17 protein-coding genes are annotated in these 18,554 nt (G+C 38.4%); 12 read left to right on the top strand and 5 right to left on the bottom strand.

Annotation, left to right across the window (positions count from 1 at the left end; all coding sequences use genetic code 11):
* Window positions 1-544: 544 nt before the first annotated feature.
* A complete protein-coding gene (locus tag ACHFIY_RS15590) occupies window positions 545-1,720 on the bottom strand; it encodes a class I SAM-dependent rRNA methyltransferase (protein WP_410847042.1) in 1,176 nt (391 codons plus the stop codon).
* A 386-nt stretch (window positions 1,721-2,106) separates the two neighbouring features.
* On the opposite strand from ACHFIY_RS15590, the gene trxA reads away from it, so the two are divergent.
* The 5 genes from trxA to ACHFIY_RS15615 all read left to right on the top strand — a co-directional run bounded on the left by trxA (window position 2,107) and on the right by ACHFIY_RS15615 (window position 5,482).
* Window positions 2,107-2,424, top strand: a complete 318-nt coding sequence (gene trxA / locus ACHFIY_RS15595; RefSeq protein WP_410847043.1) for a thioredoxin — start codon at window positions 2,107-2,109, stop codon at window positions 2,422-2,424.
* A gap of 219 nt (window positions 2,425-2,643) precedes the next feature.
* Window positions 2,644-3,504, top strand: coding sequence for a TraB/GumN family protein (locus ACHFIY_RS15600; RefSeq protein ID WP_410847044.1), 861 nt, complete (start codon window positions 2,644-2,646; stop codon window positions 3,502-3,504).
* A 29-nt stretch (window positions 3,505-3,533) separates the two neighbouring features.
* Window positions 3,534-4,028 carry an RNA polymerase sigma factor gene (locus ACHFIY_RS15605; protein ID WP_410847045.1) on the top strand — a complete coding sequence of 165 codons (495 nt, stop codon included), beginning with the start codon at window positions 3,534-3,536 and terminating at the stop codon, window positions 4,026-4,028.
* A 13-nt stretch (window positions 4,029-4,041) separates the two neighbouring features.
* The gene (locus ACHFIY_RS15610; RefSeq protein WP_410847046.1) at window positions 4,042-4,680 is read left to right on the top strand and encodes a hypothetical protein; all 639 of its coding nucleotides are present in this window, start codon (window positions 4,042-4,044) and stop codon (window positions 4,678-4,680) included.
* Window positions 4,681-4,744: 64 nt separating this feature from the next.
* Complete coding sequence (locus ACHFIY_RS15615; RefSeq protein WP_410847047.1) at window positions 4,745-5,482, top strand: tyrosine-protein phosphatase; 738 nt, start codon at window positions 4,745-4,747, stop codon at window positions 5,480-5,482.
* A gap of 173 nt (window positions 5,483-5,655) precedes the next feature.
* On the opposite strand, the gene trxB is transcribed toward ACHFIY_RS15615, so the two are convergent.
* The 4 genes from trxB to ACHFIY_RS15635 all read right to left on the bottom strand — a co-directional run bounded on the left by trxB (window position 5,656) and on the right by ACHFIY_RS15635 (window position 11,035).
* The gene (gene trxB / locus ACHFIY_RS15620) at window positions 5,656-6,603 is read right to left on the bottom strand and encodes a thioredoxin-disulfide reductase (protein WP_410847048.1); all 948 of its coding nucleotides are present in this window, start codon (window positions 6,601-6,603) and stop codon (window positions 5,656-5,658) included.
* A gap of 1,085 nt (window positions 6,604-7,688) precedes the next feature.
* Window positions 7,689-8,441, bottom strand: coding sequence for a hypothetical protein (locus ACHFIY_RS15625; RefSeq protein ID WP_410847049.1), 753 nt, complete (start codon window positions 8,439-8,441; stop codon window positions 7,689-7,691).
* Window positions 8,442-8,829: 388 nt separating this feature from the next.
* Window positions 8,830-9,672, bottom strand: coding sequence for a hypothetical protein (locus ACHFIY_RS15630; RefSeq protein ID WP_410847050.1), 843 nt, complete (start codon window positions 9,670-9,672; stop codon window positions 8,830-8,832).
* Between the two features lie 259 nt (window positions 9,673-9,931).
* The gene (locus ACHFIY_RS15635; protein WP_410847051.1) at window positions 9,932-11,035 is read right to left on the bottom strand and encodes an AbiH family protein; all 1,104 of its coding nucleotides are present in this window, start codon (window positions 11,033-11,035) and stop codon (window positions 9,932-9,934) included.
* Between the two features lie 130 nt (window positions 11,036-11,165).
* On the opposite strand from ACHFIY_RS15635, the gene ACHFIY_RS15640 reads away from it, so the two are divergent.
* From ACHFIY_RS15640 to rnr, 7 genes are all read left to right on the top strand, one after another.
* A complete protein-coding gene (locus tag ACHFIY_RS15640; RefSeq protein ID WP_410847052.1) occupies window positions 11,166-12,011 on the top strand; it encodes a DUF3822 family protein in 846 nt (281 codons plus the stop codon).
* A gap of 70 nt (window positions 12,012-12,081) precedes the next feature.
* Entirely contained in the window at window positions 12,082-12,624 is a 543-nt protein-coding gene (locus ACHFIY_RS15645) for an RsmD family RNA methyltransferase (protein ID WP_410847053.1), read from the top strand.
* A 141-nt stretch (window positions 12,625-12,765) separates the two neighbouring features.
* A complete protein-coding gene (locus ACHFIY_RS15650) occupies window positions 12,766-13,593 on the top strand; it encodes a KilA-N domain-containing protein (RefSeq protein WP_410847054.1) in 828 nt (275 codons plus the stop codon).
* 55 nt (window positions 13,594-13,648) lie between these two features.
* On the top strand, window positions 13,649-14,287 hold the full coding sequence (bioD, locus tag ACHFIY_RS15655; RefSeq protein WP_410847055.1) for a dethiobiotin synthase: 639 nt from the start codon (window positions 13,649-13,651) through the stop codon (window positions 14,285-14,287).
* On the top strand, window positions 14,288-14,857 hold the full coding sequence (locus ACHFIY_RS15660; RefSeq protein ID WP_410847056.1) for a 5-formyltetrahydrofolate cyclo-ligase: 570 nt from the start codon (window positions 14,288-14,290) through the stop codon (window positions 14,855-14,857).
* A gap of 206 nt (window positions 14,858-15,063) precedes the next feature.
* Entirely contained in the window at window positions 15,064-16,149 is a 1,086-nt protein-coding gene (lpxK, locus tag ACHFIY_RS15665) for a tetraacyldisaccharide 4'-kinase (protein ID WP_410847057.1), read from the top strand.
* Complete coding sequence (gene rnr, locus ACHFIY_RS15670) at window positions 16,142-18,532, top strand: ribonuclease R (RefSeq protein WP_410847058.1); 2,391 nt, start codon at window positions 16,142-16,144, stop codon at window positions 18,530-18,532. The genes lpxK and rnr overlap by 8 nt, the downstream gene beginning before the upstream one ends.
* The last annotated feature ends 22 nt before the right edge of the window (window positions 18,533-18,554 follow it).

The following is an 18,554-nucleotide window of genomic DNA, read 5'->3' on the forward strand; positions in this document are numbered from 1 at the left end:
ATAATTGATAGTTTGCTGCCTTTCACAGTTTCACTGGCACCAGTGTTCAGTTTTAGCTGCCCACTGGTGTCTCTCAAATAAACCAGTTTGTAACTGGCGGGGGTGCAATATCCCTGCAATCTAGAAAAGCCTTATTTTTGTACCGTAAAAGCACCCAACTCAAAGCTGTTTACAAACCTAATGTACTAGCGGCAATATCGTAGTTCTTTTTTTGCTAATATTAAAATAGTAGTTTTTCCAAAATAATACCTTGTTCTAATTGTTATAAAGTATGCAAAAATCACCCACAAAATGAGCAAAAAATGAGCAAAAAATAAGCACCAAATAAGCACTTGATTTTGAAAATATGGTTGAAAATCAATGATTTACTATCTTCTGAACGATTTTTGAAAAATGCGAGTGTAGTAAAAAGACTTAGAATTGGCAAAAACTGAAACTATTTTAATAAAAAGTAAACCATTGCCATGGCAGGAGTGAAAAGGGCAAAGGGCAGCATAAAAATCCTTTTAATCCCACTAATCCTATAAATCATGGTTCAGACAAATTATATCGAACTTACCTCCACTATCAAAAATTTCAGGTAATTCGTGTTTTCCAAGCCCCAGATAATAGGGTGGTCACTAGATTGTGCCTTGAAAGTAACTTGCCTTATTTTCTTCTTTGCGTCTTTTGCGGCGGCGGCAATTGTTTGCAAAAACAAGTCGGGCGAAACAAGGTTGGTGCAGCTACTGGTAACCAAGAAGCCGCCATTTTTTATCAATTTCATGCCACGGAGGTTTATTTCCTTGTAGCCCGTTATGGCCTTGCCAATATTTTCCCGGCTTTTGGTAAAAGCAGGTGGGTCTAGCATCACCACGTCATATTTCTTTTCTTCCTTGTCCCATTGTTTCAAGGCATCAAAAGCATTCTTGGCTTCAAAGCGGCAAATGTTTTCTAAGCCATTCAGGGCAGCATTTTTATTGGCTTGTTCCACAGCCTGCTCGCTGATGTCTATACCTAACACATATTTTGCCCCATAATGGGCAGCATGTATCTCAAACGTTCCAGTATATGTAAACGCACCCAATACACTTGCGCCTTTCACTACTTGTTGTATGGCTCGGCGGTTGTCTTGCTGGTCTAGGAAATAACCTGTTTTCTGGCCGTTTTCAATGTTCACATTAAATTTCAGCCCATTTTCATTAATAATAATATTGGTATCGAATGGGGCTGACAAAAAGCCTTTCTGTTGTGGCAAACCTTCGAGTTCCCTTACAGGCACATCGTTACGTTCATAAATACCTTTGGGGTTAAAAATGGTTTCTAGGGCTTTTATTATAGCTGGTTTCCATTGCTCTATACCCAATGATAAGGTTTGTATTACAAAATAATCATTGAACTTGTCAATAATCAAGGCTGGCAGGTAATCTGCCTCGCCAAATACAAGGCGGCAGTTTTCAGTATAGCCCAGCTTTTGCCGATACTGCCAGGCTTTTTTAATTCTATCCAAGAAAAAAGCCTCGTTTATTTCTTCTTGTTTGCGGGTTAGTAATCGCACTGCTATTTGCGATTGTGGATTAATATACCCACGCCCAGCCAATTTTTTATCTGCAAAATAAACTTCTACAATTTCCCCTGCAACAATATCCCCTTCCGTTTTTTCTATCTCATTGCCATATATCCAAGGGTGGCCATTGGCTATGCGGGGTGCTATCTTGCGCTTCAAATACACTTTTACCATTGGGTAAAGGTATAGGAAGATTGGTTACTACTCACCACATAGGCACAGTAGTACATATAGATATAAGCGAATAAAAAGGAAGGAAACATAGTTGTTCGCCACTTTTCTATTTTCCTTAAAAGCTATTAGGAGCTAAAAGAAAAAGAAAACCTCTATGTTTTCTTTTTCTTGCTATTTATTTTATGTGCCTCTTTTTATTCCTAATTCCTAATTTATAATTCATAATTACTAAGTGTCCCTCTGTCAGGTTTTTCCTGCATTACCGTCATACAACAAAGTGGTGGAAAAGTCAATTAAGCACATTTTGAGGTTTGGGTGTATATTTGACATTTGGTAATAATGAACAAGGAGAATCATCTCAATTATAAATTTAAAATTGTAAAACAATGGCTTTAGAATTTACGGATGCTAATTTCAAGACAGAAGTTTTGGAAAGCGAAACATTAAGCGTGGTTGACTTTTGGGCAGAATGGTGTGGTCCTTGCCGTGCTATAGGGCCGGTAATAGAAGAACTAAGCAAAGAGTATGCTGGCAAAGTAAAAATTGGCAAAGTAAACGTGGATGTAAATCCAGAAACAAGCGTTAACTATGGCATTAGCTCTATACCTGCTATCTTGTTCATTAAAGATGGCAAAATAGTGGACAAGCAAATTGGCGCAGTGCCAAAAAGTGTGTTGGACAAAAAAATACAAGCACACTTGTAGTTATGAGTTATAAATAATGAATTATGAGTTGCCTGCATTGGTAGGGCTAATTTATAATTTTTCGATATAGCTTGGGGCTTCCTTTTTTGAGGAAGCCTTTTTTTTGCCTTTTTTGTAATATTCCAGCTAATTGGCTTACTAAATATGTGCATGACATTAAAGCTAGAGGAACAATTTGGAGCGATGTCCCAGCAGTACCTATCAGAAAAATAGTAATTTATGAAAAAGATTTATGCCTTTGTAGTATTCCTAGTTATGGCTGCTTTAGCCCAAGCCCAGCCACCCAAAGAAAAAGCCCTGCTGTGGAAAATTAGTGGCAATGGCATAGCCCAGCCTTCTTATTTGTACGGCACTATCCATTTGATGTGCCCAGACCAAATAAACGTAGATAAACTAATTAAAAGAAGTTTTGATGCAACCAAGCAATTGTTCTTGGAAATAAAAATGGACGACCCTGAGATGATGGCAAAAACAATGCAGCATATCATGATGAAAAATGACACATCCTTAGAAGATTTGGTAAGCAAAGCAGACAATGATAGCATGAATGCTGTTTTTAAGGAAAAAGCAGGTATGCTCATGAGCATCATGGCAAAAGCAAAACCCATGCTGCTCATGAGTGCAGTGTTCCCATCCCTGCTAGGCTGTTCGCCCGAAGGGTGGGAAAAGCAATTCCAAGACATGGCAAAGGCAAAGGGAATACCTCTTAAAGGGCTGGAAACCATTGAGTACCAGTTGAGTGTTTTTGACACTATCCCATACAAAGTACAAGCTGATATGCTGAAAGACTTGCTATACCACCTAGACAGCACCAAAAAGAGCTTTGCAGAAATGCTGGATGTATATTTGAAAAAAGACATTAATAAACTGCATAAAATGACCGTGAGCGACCCAGACTTTGGCAGCTACGAGGCATTGATGCTAAACAACCGCAATAATAACTGGATAACCTTTATAACTGCCGAGGCAAAGCAAACCCCTACCTTTTTTGCAGTTGGGGCAGCCCACCTAGGTGGAGAAAATGGGGTAATAAGCCTGCTTAGGAAAAAAGGGTTCACGGTGACTCCAGTTGCCAACTAAAAACAACAACAATTAATTATTCCAGCTACATGCAAGGAGAAAAGGAATTTATAGCACTGCTAAACAAGCATCAGCACATTCTGTACAAAGTATGCAGTATGTACATGGATGAAAGGGCAGAGCGTGAAGATCTTTTTCAGGAAATAGCATTGCAAGCCTGGAAATCATTTAGCAGTTTCAAGGGGCAATCGCAGTTTTCCACATGGCTATACAGGGTGGCTTTAAACACTGCCATCAGTTTTTTTAAGAAAGGGAAGAAAGCAAATACTACTTATTTCCCAGATATTATCATTAACACACCAACGGAAGAACTCAACCCAATAGAAGAACAAGTAAAAGCCATGTACAAAGCAATAGGGGAGCTGTCTAAAATAGACAAAGCCCTAGTGATGCTGTACCTAGAAGATTATAGCTACAACGATATTGCCGATATGCTTGGCATAACCGCCAACAATGTAGCGGTGAAAATGAACAGGTTGAAAATAAAATTGAAAGAACAATCACAAAAATATTATCAGTCCTAAAAAGAAATAAACAATGGAGTTAGAGGAACTGAAGCAATACTTGCAAAACAAGCAGCCCCAGAAGGAGGCTGCTAGTAAACCTGTGGAAAGTTTAGCTTCTTTAATACGGACTAACCCTAAATCGCCGATAAATAAAATAAAGAAAAGCCTTCTGTTCGAGATGTGGTTTACTGTAACCCTTGTTATTGCCGTTGGCTATGCTATATCGGTTACCCATATATGGTCGTTACGCACATACCTTATTATTGTTTTACTTTTTGGGATCGCCTGCTTAATCCCCTTAAATAAGTCCGCAAAAAAAATAAACAGGCTAAGCAATACGGTTTTGCCTGTGAAAGAAAACCTACAGGAAATACACGATATTATGAAAGCGTTCGTAAAAAGGTATTTACAGTTTACCATGGGGCTGATACCCGTATTTTTTATCCTTGCTTTTTCCTTAGGTTTTTATGAAGGTAGGACAAATGTTGTACCCCAATATGAAAAATATACTCATTATTTCACCAGTACTAGCCAGGTGTTAGTGTTCCTGGTGCTATATATTGTTTTTCTTACCGTGGGTATGTATTATTTTACAAAATGGTACTTAAAAAAACTATATGGAAAGTATATAGAAGAATTATCGTTTTTGATTGGCGAGTTGGGGGAATGATAAAGCTATAATTAGTTATTAACTATTTTTATTGGAAAACCTGTCTTTTTTAGGATATTTGCGTATGAACTTTTCTTTTTTCAATAAAACAATAAAGCCAGACCTTTCTTTTCTTACTGTGGACATGCACTCGCACCTGCTGCCAGGCATAGACGATGGCTTGAAAACAGTGGAGGATTCAGTCATTTTTATAAAAGAGTTGTACGCTTTAGGCTACAGGAAGTTAATTTGTACCCCTCATATTTTGGCTGGCATACACGACAATACCCCCGAAACCATATTGCCTGCGCTTGCCCTTGTAAGACAAGCTTTGGCTGCAGAAGATATACAAATGACAGTTGATGCCGCAGCAGAGTATATGATAGACAGGGAATTTGGCGAACTAATAAAGGAAGATAAGCAATTGCTCACTTTTGGCAAGAATTATATATTGGTGGAAATGTCTTATGTGGCAGCATCACCCAACTTGCACGAAGTACTTTTTGCACTGCAAATGAAAGGGTACAACCCCATCATGGCGCACCCTGAGCGTTATAATTTTTACCATGACGACTTTGAAAAGTATGAGCAGTTGAAAGACAGGAATGTTTTGTTCCAAGTGAATATTTTGTCGCTGCTGGGCTACTACGGCAAACCTGTAAAGAAAACGGCAGAAAAATTAATTGAGAAAGGCATGGTCAATTTTATAGGCACCGACATGCATCACCAAACCCACTTGAATGCCACCAAGCAATTTGTAAGCAGCAAAGAATTTTACAAGCTGGCAGAAAAAATACAATTGCTAAATGCAAGCCTGCTTTAATTATTTTGAATGATGAATTTTGAATTTTAAATGAAACAAGCGGCTCAATTATTTATATTGCCACAAAGGCACAAATAAAAACTAAGGGGTTAAATAAAAAAGAAGAAAGAAAAACACATGCTTTTCTTTCTTCTTTTTTATTTCTGCTGCTTTGAGCCTTAGTGTCAATAAAATTACACCAATCCCTTGGCACTTAAATACCTTTCTGCATCTAGGGCTGCCATGCAGCCACTGCCTGCGGCGGTAACAGCTTGGCGGTAATTTTTATCCTGCACATCGCCTGCGGCAAATACGCCTTCTAGGTTTGTTTTAGACGTGCCGGGTATGGTTTTGATATAGCCAGTCTCGTCCATGTCAATATAATCTTTGAATATGGCACTGTTTGGCTGGTGGCCAATAGCCACGAAGAAGCCGCCGATAGGCACTTCCTGCGTTGTATTGTCTTTTGTGTTTTTAATGCGCACGCCTTTCACGGAGTGGTCGCCTAGTATTTCATCCGTTTCGCTGTTCCAATAAACGGTAATGTTGGGCGTGGCCAATACCCTGTCCTGCATTACTTTGCTGGCACGCATGGTGTCTTTGCGTACAATCATGTGCACCGTGGTGCAAAGTTTAGATAAATACAAGGCTTCCTCAGCGGCAGTATCGCCAGCACCAACTATGGCCACTTCCTTCCCCCTGAAAAAGAAACCATCGCACACAGCACAGGCGCTTACGCCAAAGCCATTCAGGCGTTGCTCGCTCTCTATGCCTAGCCATTTGGCCGATGCTCCCGTGGAAATAATCACCGCATCTGCTTCTATCCAGGTTTCTTCGTCTATTTCTACTCGGTAGGGCTGTTGGCTAAAGTCAACCTTTGTAGCCATGCCATAGCGTATGTCTGCACCCATGCGGGCAGCTTGTTTTTCAAAATGCACCATCATTTCCGGGCCTTGAATGCCATCGGGGTAGCCGGGGTAGTTTTCTACTTCCGTGGTAATAGTCAGTTGCCCGCCCGGTTGTATACCTTGGTACAAAACTGGTTTCATATTTGCCCTAGCTGCATATATGGCGGCCGTGTAGCCTGCTGGGCCGCTGCCTATAATCAATACATGTACTTTCTCTATTGCCTTCTCGCTCATTGCTTCTTCTTTTATGGACAGCAAATTTATTGTTTGCTGCCTATTGTTCCCTATTAAAATTCCCACCCACCCGTTGTGGACGGATAAAAGCGGGAATACTTACTGATAACGAAAGTGGTTTTTAGTTTTGCCACAAAGCCATGAATGCATGAAGTGGGCACAAATACTTAGGCAGGGAAGGTGCAGAAGGCGATTTATGGTTTGTAAGACATCCCCTAAACTTTCGGGATGTTGCCGCTTAGGCCTAGTAGGTAGAATGAAATGAAGGATACGCGCCACAGGCACGCACCTGCAATACTTCTTTTTATGCATAATTAAGTTAACGTGGACTAGCTTGGAGGGGGCAAGAAGGTGGAGTGCAAACCGAGAACACTAATACAATTTTTATACTATTACTTTTGCTGGTTTTTTTATTAAAATAGTTTCGGTTTTGCCAATTTTGGGTCTTTTTGCAGCTTTTTATTTTTTTTAAAATCCTCACTATTTTTTGTAAACTATTGATTATCAATGATATTAGCGGATTTTAGGTAGAAAAAAAACTATCATTGATGATAATTTTGGTATCATAAAGTGATACCAAAATGATAATAGAATGATAGTTTTATGATAATAAAGTGATAATTTATTGATAAGGAATTATAATACCCTAATTTTTAAAAACTACTATTTTAATATTAGTAAAAAAAAACTGCGATACCGCTGCTTGGAAACTAGCTTTGTAAATGCTTTGTATCAGGTGCATTTATGGTGCAAAGATAAGTTTTTTTTAGTTAGGCCTAGTTTTTGGACAAATCAAAAAAAGGCAGCCCAAGCGAAAAACTCCTATACAACCAATTTGCCACGAAAGCACGAATAGCACTAATTTTATATACAAATTGGTTGTTTCTAGGTAAACACTAGTTGCTTGTAGGGAGACTTTTATGCACCCCGCGCCACAGGCACACACCAGCAAACAATTCTTTTTTAGCTAGGATTAAGTTGGCGTGAACTAGTGGGGAAAGTTTAGCATATTGAAATATGTTGACCAATTAAAAAGGGATTCATTATTGAATCCCTTTTTAATTTTTACTGATAACAAGCACTGCTTATTTTTTTGAATTATTTGCACCCAAGCCTTCTCTAACCATTAACGGGTGAGAAGGTTTTACATCACTTGCCTTTATTCCCGGCAAAGAAGATGTAGTTGGCGCAGGAGAAGGATTAACGGCAGTACTGTTGTTTTTTTTGTCTTGTGCCATAAAAAAAGTTTTATCAAAGATATTAAGTTTATTAGAATTAACGATTTCTACCTTTTGAATAGTGTCGGTTTTGATGCCAAAATGGAAAAGAAGGCAAAATAAATATGGGATACAAGCTAATAAGCCACATTGTAATGCTTTTAAATAAAAATTCCCTTTTCTTGTAAAAAGCCCTTTGTTAATTGATACTGCTTCTTCCAATTCATTAATATAGGAAGCTTTAATAAGATTGTCTACTTCTTCTTTTGTTTTACCTTCTTCTTCATAAGACATTCTGAATGTTCTGTAATAAATCTTCGGTTCATCAAGATATGCAACGCTAATGGGCATTAATAATCTAATTGTGTTAAATAATGAAAAGCCCAATACAACTATATAAAAGTAGAAACACAAATGGTTCCAGTCAAACCAACAGCCTATATTATCAAAAATCAGTCTTTGAGTCAATTGCACCAAGAATAATCCAAGTATAGAATAGATAAACAGCAAATTTGTAAACCTGTTGTAGTTTTTTTGGTATGCTTCTGAATATTGCTCTAGCCGTTTTTCATTAATTTCAATAATATAGTCTAGGCTGTAAAAGGATTTACTATCTGCCATAATTAATTTGCTTTTTTGATTGCGATTGAATGTTGTACAGCAAATTTATTGTTTGCTGCCAAAATCAAAAATAATGTTTGTCAAAACAATTGAAACCTTGAAAAATTATCACCTAAAATATAAAGTGATAAAAAGGCATAAAATATTTGTATCAAGAAAAAGAAGATTAGGTAATTAAAGGGGAGAGGTGGTTACCGAGCAAGGCTTGGCGATTGTGGCTGAAAATAGCGCTGGGTTAGCCGATAATTAAAGCCAAATACGGGCTTCTAAGGTTCAAATATATATGCTACTGCCCAATATTGTAAGGTCAGCCAGAACAAAAGTTTAAAAAAGGACTAAAAGCCGAGTGTGTTCCGCCATATTGCAAATATGGATGTTGTGTGCCGTATCATTTGTTCTCGTCTAGTTTTTTCAACAGTTCAGCAATTTGCTTATCTTTTTCAGTCAATGCTTGGTCTTTTTCTGCCAATGCTATATTTTGTTGTTCAATTTTTTCTCTTAACCCACCTGTCATAGCATCAACTGTCCTCCATGCCTCTTGTTCCGTTTCAATTTTCTTTTTTTCCGCTGGGTTTGTACCAGAATGGTGTAATATGTCTGTTGTAACTTTCATATCCTCAAAGTCGATTTCGTGGGTAAACTCTTTTGTTATTTTTTTATCGTCTATAAAATTAGTCTGCTCAAAAATGCTTAATAATTTATCAAGTTTTGTCTGATAACGATTGGTTATTCTTTCAACTTGCACAATGAAACTATCGTGGGTCAGTTTTTCTACAAAATCACTTTTTGTGTCAAGGTTGGTTTTGTTTATATGGTCAATATAATTGCGTTCTACCTTCAAGCACGGGGTGTCAATTTCATTGAGCCTAAATCCTAAAATGTAAATTGTGGTAATTGGCAATACTACTTTTTGATTGTTTATTGTGTCCTCTTTTTTATATTGCTCGGCTAAATAGTTTCTAAAACGCATCAAATCAATTTGATTTTTAGCTTTTTGAATTTCTATCAATACTTTTTTTTGTTCCCCTCCCTTAGTTTTTATAGTTGCAATAAAATCAAGCCTAAAAACTGCAAGGGCAGAAAGCTGGTCTGTATATGTGAATTCCTGTGGTTTTACTTCAACTGTTTCAATAGTTTGCTCCAAAAGAGTGCCAATGAAAAATTTGGCAACTCTTTCATTCTCCATCATCCTTTTGAAAACCACATCGTAAATAGGATTTGCAATTACCATTTTTTGTCATTTCAATGTGCAAATGTACAAATTTTCAGTTGTCTCTTCTATGTTGATGCTTGTTGGGTGATCGCCAGATATGGCACACAACGAGCAAGGTATTGCCTGCAGGCAGGGGCATAAAGCTGGGAGGGGTGGTTAACATAACCAAAAATATTTGTAACGGAGGAAGTATAAACCCTTTGGGAATCGCAGGATGTATGCCCATGTAGCTTGGCATAATATGAATAACCAAAATACAGGTTGTGGAAAACCATATTTAGCCCAAGATATTTGGTTGAGGCATTGGGGATGAGTTAGGTTTATTAACTATCTTCTTCCTCATTAATGCTTTATCTGAGAAATGGGTGGATATATCATATGTTTTATCAGTGTAATCGTCTTGCGTCTTATTTGAATTGTGATAAAATATTTTTATTGATTTACACTTGTCGTCTTCAAAGATTTGCTTTAGCATGGTCCTGTCTGATAAACCTAAGGAATGCCCGAAAATGTACACTTGAAAAAAATCCTTTTCAATAAACCTTATCAAATCGTGGAGATTGGTTGTTTTAAAATATCCGAATGACTTTATATGCTTCAAGAGTTCTTTATTCTTTAACTCTTCAAATTCAAGATAGCTTTTATTATACTCATCACCATAACCAAAAATTAATGGATTAGAGCTAGTACCTAATTTGCCATGAATATAATTTATCTCTGTAGAAACGGATTTCTCGCATTCTTCCTTGTATTTTTCCAAAGTGTTGGTATAGTTAAAGTTAAGTATCAATATCTTATTTGGTGATTGATCTTCAATTGTTAATGTTACTATATCCCTACCTTTAATTTGTTCGCAAAATAAGTTTGAGATTTCGGTTGAAAAAGGACATTCATTTTCATTTTCAACCTTAATCAGATATTCTTCTAACTTCTTTTTCAAGAAATCAAATTCATCATTTAAAGTCTTCACTTTAGCAAAATCAAATCCTTTAGAGTTTTTGCAAGCCAATAAATCTTTAAAATAGTCATCTTCTAAATCAACCCAATTAATTTCATTAATTTTATTTAATGTTTTCTCTAAAAAGCTAGATTTTATGTTTACTGAAACAATCCCTCGCCTTGAACCTGATTGGAGTGTTTCTAAAACCTCTACTGCATTTTCGGCATCAATTTCATGTTGATCATTAATATAATAAGAAGAATGCCTATAAGTTATTTCTATTAATGGGTCTATTGAAGAGTCATTTTTATAAAAGTAGTTAATTACATTTTTGATATAATCTTTAACAAAATCTGCGTAGCTAGTTTTTAGTTTGTGTGCAAGGTCAAACCCATTTCCAATAATAATTAGTCTATTCATTTTTACCTGTTTTTTTGCCATATTTCTTTAACTTCTACAAATATCAACACTATTCATATATTAGCCTCATCAATAACTTCCACCTCATTTATAGTTTTTCCGCATCACTGATATATTTTTTTTATTATTGCATATAATTCCCCTATTGGTTATGGCAAAAAAAGTAGTAAGTGTTTATGGCGATATTTCCATTAAATCCCCTTTCAATAGCGACCAGCTTATTATTGAAATTGGCAATTACCATATAGCCTGCCTGGTAAAGCTATCCGTGAAGCAGGAGCTTGCTGCCGTGGAGGTTTACCACTTTAATAGCTTTGAAGAAGAATGGTACGATATTTTTCAGGACGTGCGCTCAAAATCGAAGATACTGAACAGGGGCTTTATCGATACCCGTGTTTTTTTCAACCTGCCCGATACAGTTTTAATCCCTTCTGCCATGTATTCCGAGGCCGCTGCTTCTGAATACTTGCAGTTAATTCATGGGGATGTAATAAACCAAGTAATAAAGACAGACAAGGTGAACGTGGAGCCTTCGATAACGGTAGCCACAAAGATAAAGCGTGTGCTGATGGACACTGTGAACAGCAACCTGATGATGATAACCGTGCACAACAGCTACCGTGTGTTTTTAGAAAATTTGTTGGCTACCACAAGGCCATATAACCATTCCTTGCTGAAAGTACAATTGTACAACAACGAAATGATGGTGGGACTAGTGTATAACAACCAATTGTTGCTAGCCCAATTATACACGCAAAAAACATCGGAAGATATTTTGTACCATTTGCTGAATGTGCTGCAACAATATAACCTGCGTGCAGAGGAAACAACGTTGGAATTATCGGGCATGATAGAAATAAAAACAGCCTTGTACGAAAACCTGAAAAAAGTGTTTCCGAGGATTACCTTCGATAACCCTACCGAAGAATTGATAAAACTGCACGATTTTACCAAATACCCCAAGCATTATTTAACACCTTACCTTAATTTGCTTTAGGGTTCTTTGATAATATAGTTTGTAGGCCACTAGCGTATTTTTACCACTTATGACTTACTACTTACGACTTATGCGTATTATTTCCGGCAAATATGGTGGGCGAAGGATAACCCCTCCAGCCAATATGCCCCACACGCGGCCTACCACCGATATTGCAAAAGAAGGCCTGTTTAATATATTGCAAACCCGCATCGATTTTGAAGGGGCAAAAACCCTTGATTTGTTTGGTGGCACAGGGTGCATCAGTTATGAGCTTGCCTCAAGAGGGGCAGGGGCATTGACCATTATAGAAAAAGACGGCATTATGCAAGCGTTTATCAAGAAAAACATTGAAACGCTGAAAATAGAAAATGCTAAAGTAATACAGATGGACGTGTTCAGCTACCTGAACACCTGCAACGAGCAGTTCGACTTTATTTTTGCTGGCCCACCCTACGCATTGAATACTATTGATGACATACCTAAAATAATCGCCAGCAAAAAATTAATAGCCGAGGAAGGCTTCTTTGTGTTGGAGCATACCCCACGGAACAACTATGCTGCTTACGAAGGGTTTAGTTTCCAACGGAATTATGGCACTACTGTTTTTTCTTTTTTTGAAGGGGGGAAATAAGGTTAGATTTTAGCTTCATTTTAATTATGGCGAATTCGCCATAATTAAAATTCGATGTAAATTAAGAAATGAAAATACAATTTTCATTTCTTAATTCAAGTATTAAACAGAACTTTTATGCTAAAAAATTAAACATTTTAAATGATGGCTAAAAGCAAAATAATCAATATCCAAGGTGTAGAAATTTCAATAATCCCTTCGAAATTAGATGATTATATTTCACTAACAGATATGGCGAAAAGCCAAATGCAAGAGGTGATAATCATTAAATGGCTTAGCTTAAAAAGTACAATTGAATATATCGGAGAATGGGAAGCATTGTACAATCCAAGTTTTAATTATACCGAATTCGGTATAATTAAAAACAATGCTGGTAGTAATAGTTTTGCATTGTCTGTAAAGCAATGGATTGAACAAACCCAAGCTATTGGCATTACCGCAAAAGCAGGGAGATATGGAGGTACTTATGCTCATAAGGATATTGCATTTCATTTTGGTATGTGGATTAGCCCTAAATTTCAATTACTTTTAGTAAAAGAATACCAACGTTTAAAGGAAGATGAAAATAACCAGCTGAAACTTGAATGGAATTTACAAAGAACATTAACCAAAGTAAACTACAGCATACACATGGATGCTATAAAAGAAAATTTGATACCAAAAGAAATAACCAAGCAACAAGCCGCATTTGTATATGCCAATGAAGCTGATTTATTAAATGTGGCTTTATTTGGTATTACTGCAAAACAATGGAGGGAAGCTAACCCGGCTTTAAAGGGCAATGTTAGAGATGACGCTACTTTGGAACAATTGGTAGTGCTAAGTAATATGGAAAGCATAAATGCTTTATTAATTAACCAAGGATTAACTCAATCAGAAAGATTAGTGCAATTGAATAAAGTTGCCATAACACAAATGAAATCATTATTGGCATCTAGTAATTTTAAAAAACTGACGGATGGGAAATAATAAATACTATTTATAATTGAACAGGTACATGCTTTTTTAGGATAATAAGTTTTCTATGCAACCCATTTTTATCACAGGCATCGGTACAGGCATTGGCAAAACAGTTGTTAGTGCCATCATTACAGAAGCACTGGAAGCAGATTACTGGAAACCTATACAGGCAGGTATAGAAGAAGGAACTGATGCCTTGCAAGTAAGGTCTTTGCTTTCCAATACAAAAACAATGATACACCCAGAAGCTTATACCCTTCAAATGCCCGCCTCCCCACATATAGCCGCAAGGGCAGAAGGCAGGGAGATTAGTATTCCAGTTTTAATTAAAAGTCAACCGTCAACTGTCAACTGTCAACGGCATCTTATCATGGAAGGTGCAGGCGGCATCATGGTGCCAGTAAATGATAATGAATTTGTGATAGATTTGATTGTGGCATTGAAAGCCAAAGTAATATTGGTAAGCAGGAATTATCTGGGTAGTATCAACCATTCTTTATTAACAGCAGCTATCTGCAAACAAAAAAATATTGATGTAATAGGGTGGGTATTTAATGATCAATACTTGGATTATGAAAATGAAATTGTGCAATGGACAGGCTACCCAAAAATTGCATCCATCCCTTTTGTGGAAAATGTAGATAAATCCTTTGTTTTGCAGCAGGCAAACCTGCTAAAAGATGCTTTGCAAAAGCTTTTATAAATGACAAAGAAAGAACTGAGGACAATATATAAACAAAAGCGGCTTGAAATTGAGGCAAGGGAAAAATTGAAGCTGGACGATTTGCTATTGCTGCAACTGCAAACCTTCAATTTTGAAGGGGTACAAACCTTGCTTACCTACTGGCCTATGGCAAACATGGTCGAACCCAACACGCATTTGTTTTCTGGCTATTTGAGGCACTTTGTACCAGATTTGCAAATTGCTTACCCGGTGTGTGATTTTGGGTGCAACAACATGACAGCCATTTTAATTGATGAAGATACTGTTTACACCACCAACAAATTTGGCGTAACAGAGCCTAAAGAGGGTAATGCCATTCATGCTATTGACTTAGATTTGGTTTTTGTACCTAACCTTATTTGCGACAAGCAAGGCTACAGGGTAGGGTATGGCAAAGGTTTTTACGATCGATTTTTGGCTGCTTGCAGCGAAAATGTAACATTGATGGGTTTTAATTATTTTGCTCCCGTTGAAATTATTACCGATACCAACGATTTTGATATACCTTTAAATTATTGTATTACGCCAGAGGAAGTATTTGAGTTTTAAAACACCAGCAATAGTTTTCGCACAAAGCACAAAATGACTATTAATCGGGGAACTTAAAGTTTTTTGCCCTTGCCTCTCTCCCTAGTAGAGTGTTGGCGTGAGGTCTAACTACTAAAAAGTAAACTACCTTGTGTCCTTTGTGCGTATTTTCGTTGTGCCCCTTGTGGTTAAATGGCTTCTGTTGAATGGATATATAAGCATACTGAATGAATTTTAATAATGTTTTCCTGAAATCTTTCCGTGTTGTTTTGCTCCCGTTTGCTTTGTTGTATGGGCTGGGGGTAATTATTAGGAATTGGTTGTACGATAAAAAATATTTCAAGTCTATACCCTTTAATTTCCCCTTGATATGTATTGGGAATATAGTAATGGGCGGCACTGGCAAATCGCCGATGGTGGAATACCTGATAGATTTGTTGCACCCCGAATATAAAATAGGCACCCTAAGCCGGGGCTACAAACGCAAGACAAAGGGTTATTTGCTAGCTACTGAAAAAACAACGGCACTGGATATTGGCGATGAATCGATGCAGTTCCACAACAAATACCCCAATGTGGCTGTTGCCGTGGGGGAAGAGCGTTTGGTGGCCATCCCGCAGTTGCTGCAGGACAGGCTCGATTTAGATACCATCATCATGGACGATGCTTTTCAGCACCGCCAAGTTGCCGCAGGGCTAAATATTGTGCTTACAGAATACAGCAATTTGTATGTGCATGATTTCTTTTTCCCCACCGGCGATTTAAGGGATCAGCGTGCATCCATGAAAAGGGCAAATATTATTGTGGTTACCAAATGCCCAACGGATTTATGGAAAGACAATCAGGAAAAAATCATTAGGCTCATTGAGCCGTTGCCCCACCAAAAAATTTTTTTTACCACTATCAATTATGGCATACCTTACCATATTGTTCATAAAACAGAGCGTACCATTAAAAATACGGATGAAGTCTTGCTGGTTTGTGGCATAGCTAGCCCCAAACCCTTAAAGGAATATTTGCTAAAATATGCGTACACCTATTATCAAAAGAATTTCAACGACCACCATATATTCACCATAGACGATTTTAACGATATTAAGGAAAGGTTCGAGCGGATTGAAACTACAGAAAAGTTTATAATCACCACGGAAAAAGATGCTGTGCGTCTAGCTAAGTTTACAGAAGAAATAGAACAGCTACCCATTTATGTATTGCCAATTAAACACAAGTTTCTGTTCAACGAAGGAGAAGCATTTAATCAGTTGGTAATATCTTTTATCAACAGTTTTTCAAAACCTCAACACCATGAGTAAGAGTACAGGCAGCAAGAAGGCCAAGAATAAAAACGGCAAAAAACCAAGCGGCGGCCACAATACCGTGAAAGGAAGCCTGGAAATTACCAGGAGTGGCATGGGCTATGTAGTAATTGAAGACAAAAGCGGCGATGTGCTGGTAAGGCCCGGCGACTTTAATACTGCCCTAAATGGCGACATAGTAAGGGTGCGGATTATAAAGGAAAACCTTACCACGAAAAAGAAAGAGGGCAAGATTACTGAAGTGGTTACCCGCAAGCAAACAGAGTTTATTGGGCATATACAGCTATCTACCAACTTTGCTTTTTTTGTGCCGGACACCGACAAGCCTATGCCCGATTTGTTTATCCCATTAGACAAATTGAAAGGCGCCAAAAACAAAGACAAAGTGGTAGCCCGGCTGGTAGAGTGGGGCAAAGACGACAAAAAACCTGTTGGCGAAGTTGTGAGCCTGTTGGTGGCTGGCGACAGCAACGACTCGGCCATGAAAGAATTACTGGCAGAAGCTGGTTTCCCATTGTCGTTTAGCGATGAAGTAATGGAAGAAGCCCTCCGCTTGCCAGACGTGATAAGCGAGGAAGAAATAAAACTGCGCAAAGACTGCCGCGATATATTAACCTTTACCATCGACCCAATTGATGCTAAAGATTTTGACGATGCTATTTCTATACGCAAACTAAAAAATGGCAGTTATGAAATAGGTGTGCATATAGCCGATGTGAGCCATTATGTAAAGCCTGGCAGCCTGCTGGACGAGGAAGCCTATAAAAGGGCTACTTCCGTTTATTTGCCCGACAGGGTAAACCCCATGCTACCCGAAAGGATATCCAATGAATTGTGTTCGCTCCGCCCAAATGAAGACAAATGCACTTTCTCTGCCATGTTCCAGTTGAGCGCAAAAGGGGAGGTAAAGCAATATTGGATTGGAAAAACGGTGATACACTCCAACCATCGGTTTACTTACGAAGATGTGCAAACCATTGTAGAAACGAAGGAAGGACCATATAAGGACGAAATTCTATTGCTGAATACAATAGCGCAAGGTTTCAGGAAAGAGCGGTTTAAAAGCGGCGCTATCAACTTCTCGTCAACAGAAGTAAGGTTTAAGCTAGACGAAAAAGGCAAGCCTATTGATATTGTGGTAAAAGAAAGCAAGGAATCGCACCAGTTGGTAGAAGAGTTTATGCTGCTTGCCAATAAAACAGTTACCGAAAGCGTGTTTAAAGCAGAGGAAACAAGCGGCAAACCTATTCCATTCCCTTACCGCATACACGACCAGCCTGATGAAAAAAAGCTATTGCCTTTTATGGAGTATGCCAAAAGGTATGGCCATCAGTTCAATACCTCTACCCCGGAAAAAATAGCCCAGAGCTTCAACCAAATGTTGGCCGATGTAAAAGGAAAGCCGGAACAGCATGTGCTGGAGCAACTAGGCATCCGCACCATGGCGAAGGCGGCTTATACTACTAAGAATATTGGCCACTATGGTCTATCGTTTGAATACTACTGCCATTTTACCTCGCCCATACGCCGCTACCCCGATGTATTGGTACACCGTGTGATAGAAAGCATTTTGGAAGGCAAGCCCATGCACGACAAAAAAATGGAGGAAAAATGCAAGCACACCAGCGAGCGGGAACGTGCCGCCATGGAGTGTGAGCGCAGCGGCAACAAGTACAAGCAAGTGGAATTTATGCGTGCGCACCTTGGCCAGGAGTTTGAGGGCGTGATAAGCGGCGTGGCTGGCTTTGGATTTTTTGTAGAAACGATAGACTACAAGTGCGAAGGCATGGTAAGCATCATAAGCCTAAGCAGCGTGGACGAATTTTTTATGGTGGAAGGCGATTACAGCCTAGCTGGCAAACGTAGCGGCCGCAAGTTTAAAATGGGCGACAAGGTCTGGATAAAAGTAGTAGCCGCCAACTTAGAGAAACGCCAGCTAGACTATGAGTGGGTAAACAAGCCCATTACCATAAAAGAACAGCCCGTTGTGGCGGTAGTTCCGTCAGTCCCGGTGCCTCCTGTACAAAAAAAGCAAGTAAAAAATAAACCAGTAAAATCGGTTGTTGCGGAAGTAGTGCCACCAGTACCAGTAGAAGCCCCTCTTGTAGTTGAAAAGAAGGCAGCAAAAAAGGTAGCTGCTAAGCCTATTGATATTGTTGTGCCACCAGTTGTACCAGTTGAAGAAAAAGTGAAAGCTAAAGTAACAAAGAAAGCTGTGGCAAAACCTAAAACAGCAGAAGTTCCTGTTGTGGAACAAGCGGAAAAGAAGGCTGCAAAAAAGTCGGTGGCTAAGCCTAAGATTGTAGAAGTGCCACCCGTAGTAGAAGCAGTGGAGAAGAAGGTTGTTAAAAAAGCTGTCGGGAAGACGAAGAAAGCATAAACATTACATAAACATCAAAACA

Origin of the sequence: Parasediminibacterium schistidii (assembly GCF_046546515.1) — a bacterium.
Taxonomy (GTDB): domain Bacteria; phylum Bacteroidota; class Bacteroidia; order Chitinophagales; family Chitinophagaceae; genus Parasediminibacterium.

What these genes read in the sequence shown, in the direction of transcription:
- ACHFIY_RS15640 (WP_410847052.1), top strand. Translation starts at nt 11,166, where the DNA reads ATGGCAAAAAAAGTAGTAAGTGTTTATGGCGATATTTCCATTAAATCC.
- ACHFIY_RS15660 (WP_410847056.1), top strand. Translation starts at nt 14,288, where the DNA reads ATGACAAAGAAAGAACTGAGGACAATATATAAACAAAAGCGGCTTGAA.
- ACHFIY_RS15645 (WP_410847053.1), top strand. Translation starts at nt 12,082, where the DNA reads ATGCGTATTATTTCCGGCAAATATGGTGGGCGAAGGATAACCCCTCCA.
- bioD (WP_410847055.1), top strand. Translation starts at nt 13,649, where the DNA reads ATGCAACCCATTTTTATCACAGGCATCGGTACAGGCATTGGCAAAACA.
- ACHFIY_RS15605 (WP_410847045.1), top strand. Translation starts at nt 3,534, where the DNA reads ATGCAAGGAGAAAAGGAATTTATAGCACTGCTAAACAAGCATCAGCAC.
- ACHFIY_RS15600 (WP_410847044.1), top strand. Translation starts at nt 2,644, where the DNA reads ATGAAAAAGATTTATGCCTTTGTAGTATTCCTAGTTATGGCTGCTTTA.
- ACHFIY_RS15625 (WP_410847049.1), bottom strand. Translation starts at nt 8,441, where the DNA reads ATGGCAGATAGTAAATCCTTTTACAGCCTAGACTATATTATTGAAATT.
- ACHFIY_RS15630 (WP_410847050.1), bottom strand. Translation starts at nt 9,672, where the DNA reads ATGGTAATTGCAAATCCTATTTACGATGTGGTTTTCAAAAGGATGATG.
- lpxK (WP_410847057.1), top strand. Translation starts at nt 15,064, where the DNA reads ATGAATTTTAATAATGTTTTCCTGAAATCTTTCCGTGTTGTTTTGCTC.
- ACHFIY_RS15615 (WP_410847047.1), top strand. Translation starts at nt 4,745, where the DNA reads ATGAACTTTTCTTTTTTCAATAAAACAATAAAGCCAGACCTTTCTTTT.
- ACHFIY_RS15650 (WP_410847054.1), top strand. Translation starts at nt 12,766, where the DNA reads ATGATGGCTAAAAGCAAAATAATCAATATCCAAGGTGTAGAAATTTCA.
- trxA (WP_410847043.1), top strand. Translation starts at nt 2,107, where the DNA reads ATGGCTTTAGAATTTACGGATGCTAATTTCAAGACAGAAGTTTTGGAA.
- ACHFIY_RS15635 (WP_410847051.1), bottom strand. Translation starts at nt 11,035, where the DNA reads ATGGCAAAAAAACAGGTAAAAATGAATAGACTAATTATTATTGGAAAT.
- ACHFIY_RS15610 (WP_410847046.1), top strand. Translation starts at nt 4,042, where the DNA reads ATGGAGTTAGAGGAACTGAAGCAATACTTGCAAAACAAGCAGCCCCAG.
- rnr (WP_410847058.1), top strand. Translation starts at nt 16,142, where the DNA reads ATGAGTAAGAGTACAGGCAGCAAGAAGGCCAAGAATAAAAACGGCAAA.
- ACHFIY_RS15590 (WP_410847042.1), bottom strand. Translation starts at nt 1,720, where the DNA reads ATGGTAAAAGTGTATTTGAAGCGCAAGATAGCACCCCGCATAGCCAAT.
- trxB (WP_410847048.1), bottom strand. Translation starts at nt 6,603, where the DNA reads ATGAGCGAGAAGGCAATAGAGAAAGTACATGTATTGATTATAGGCAGC.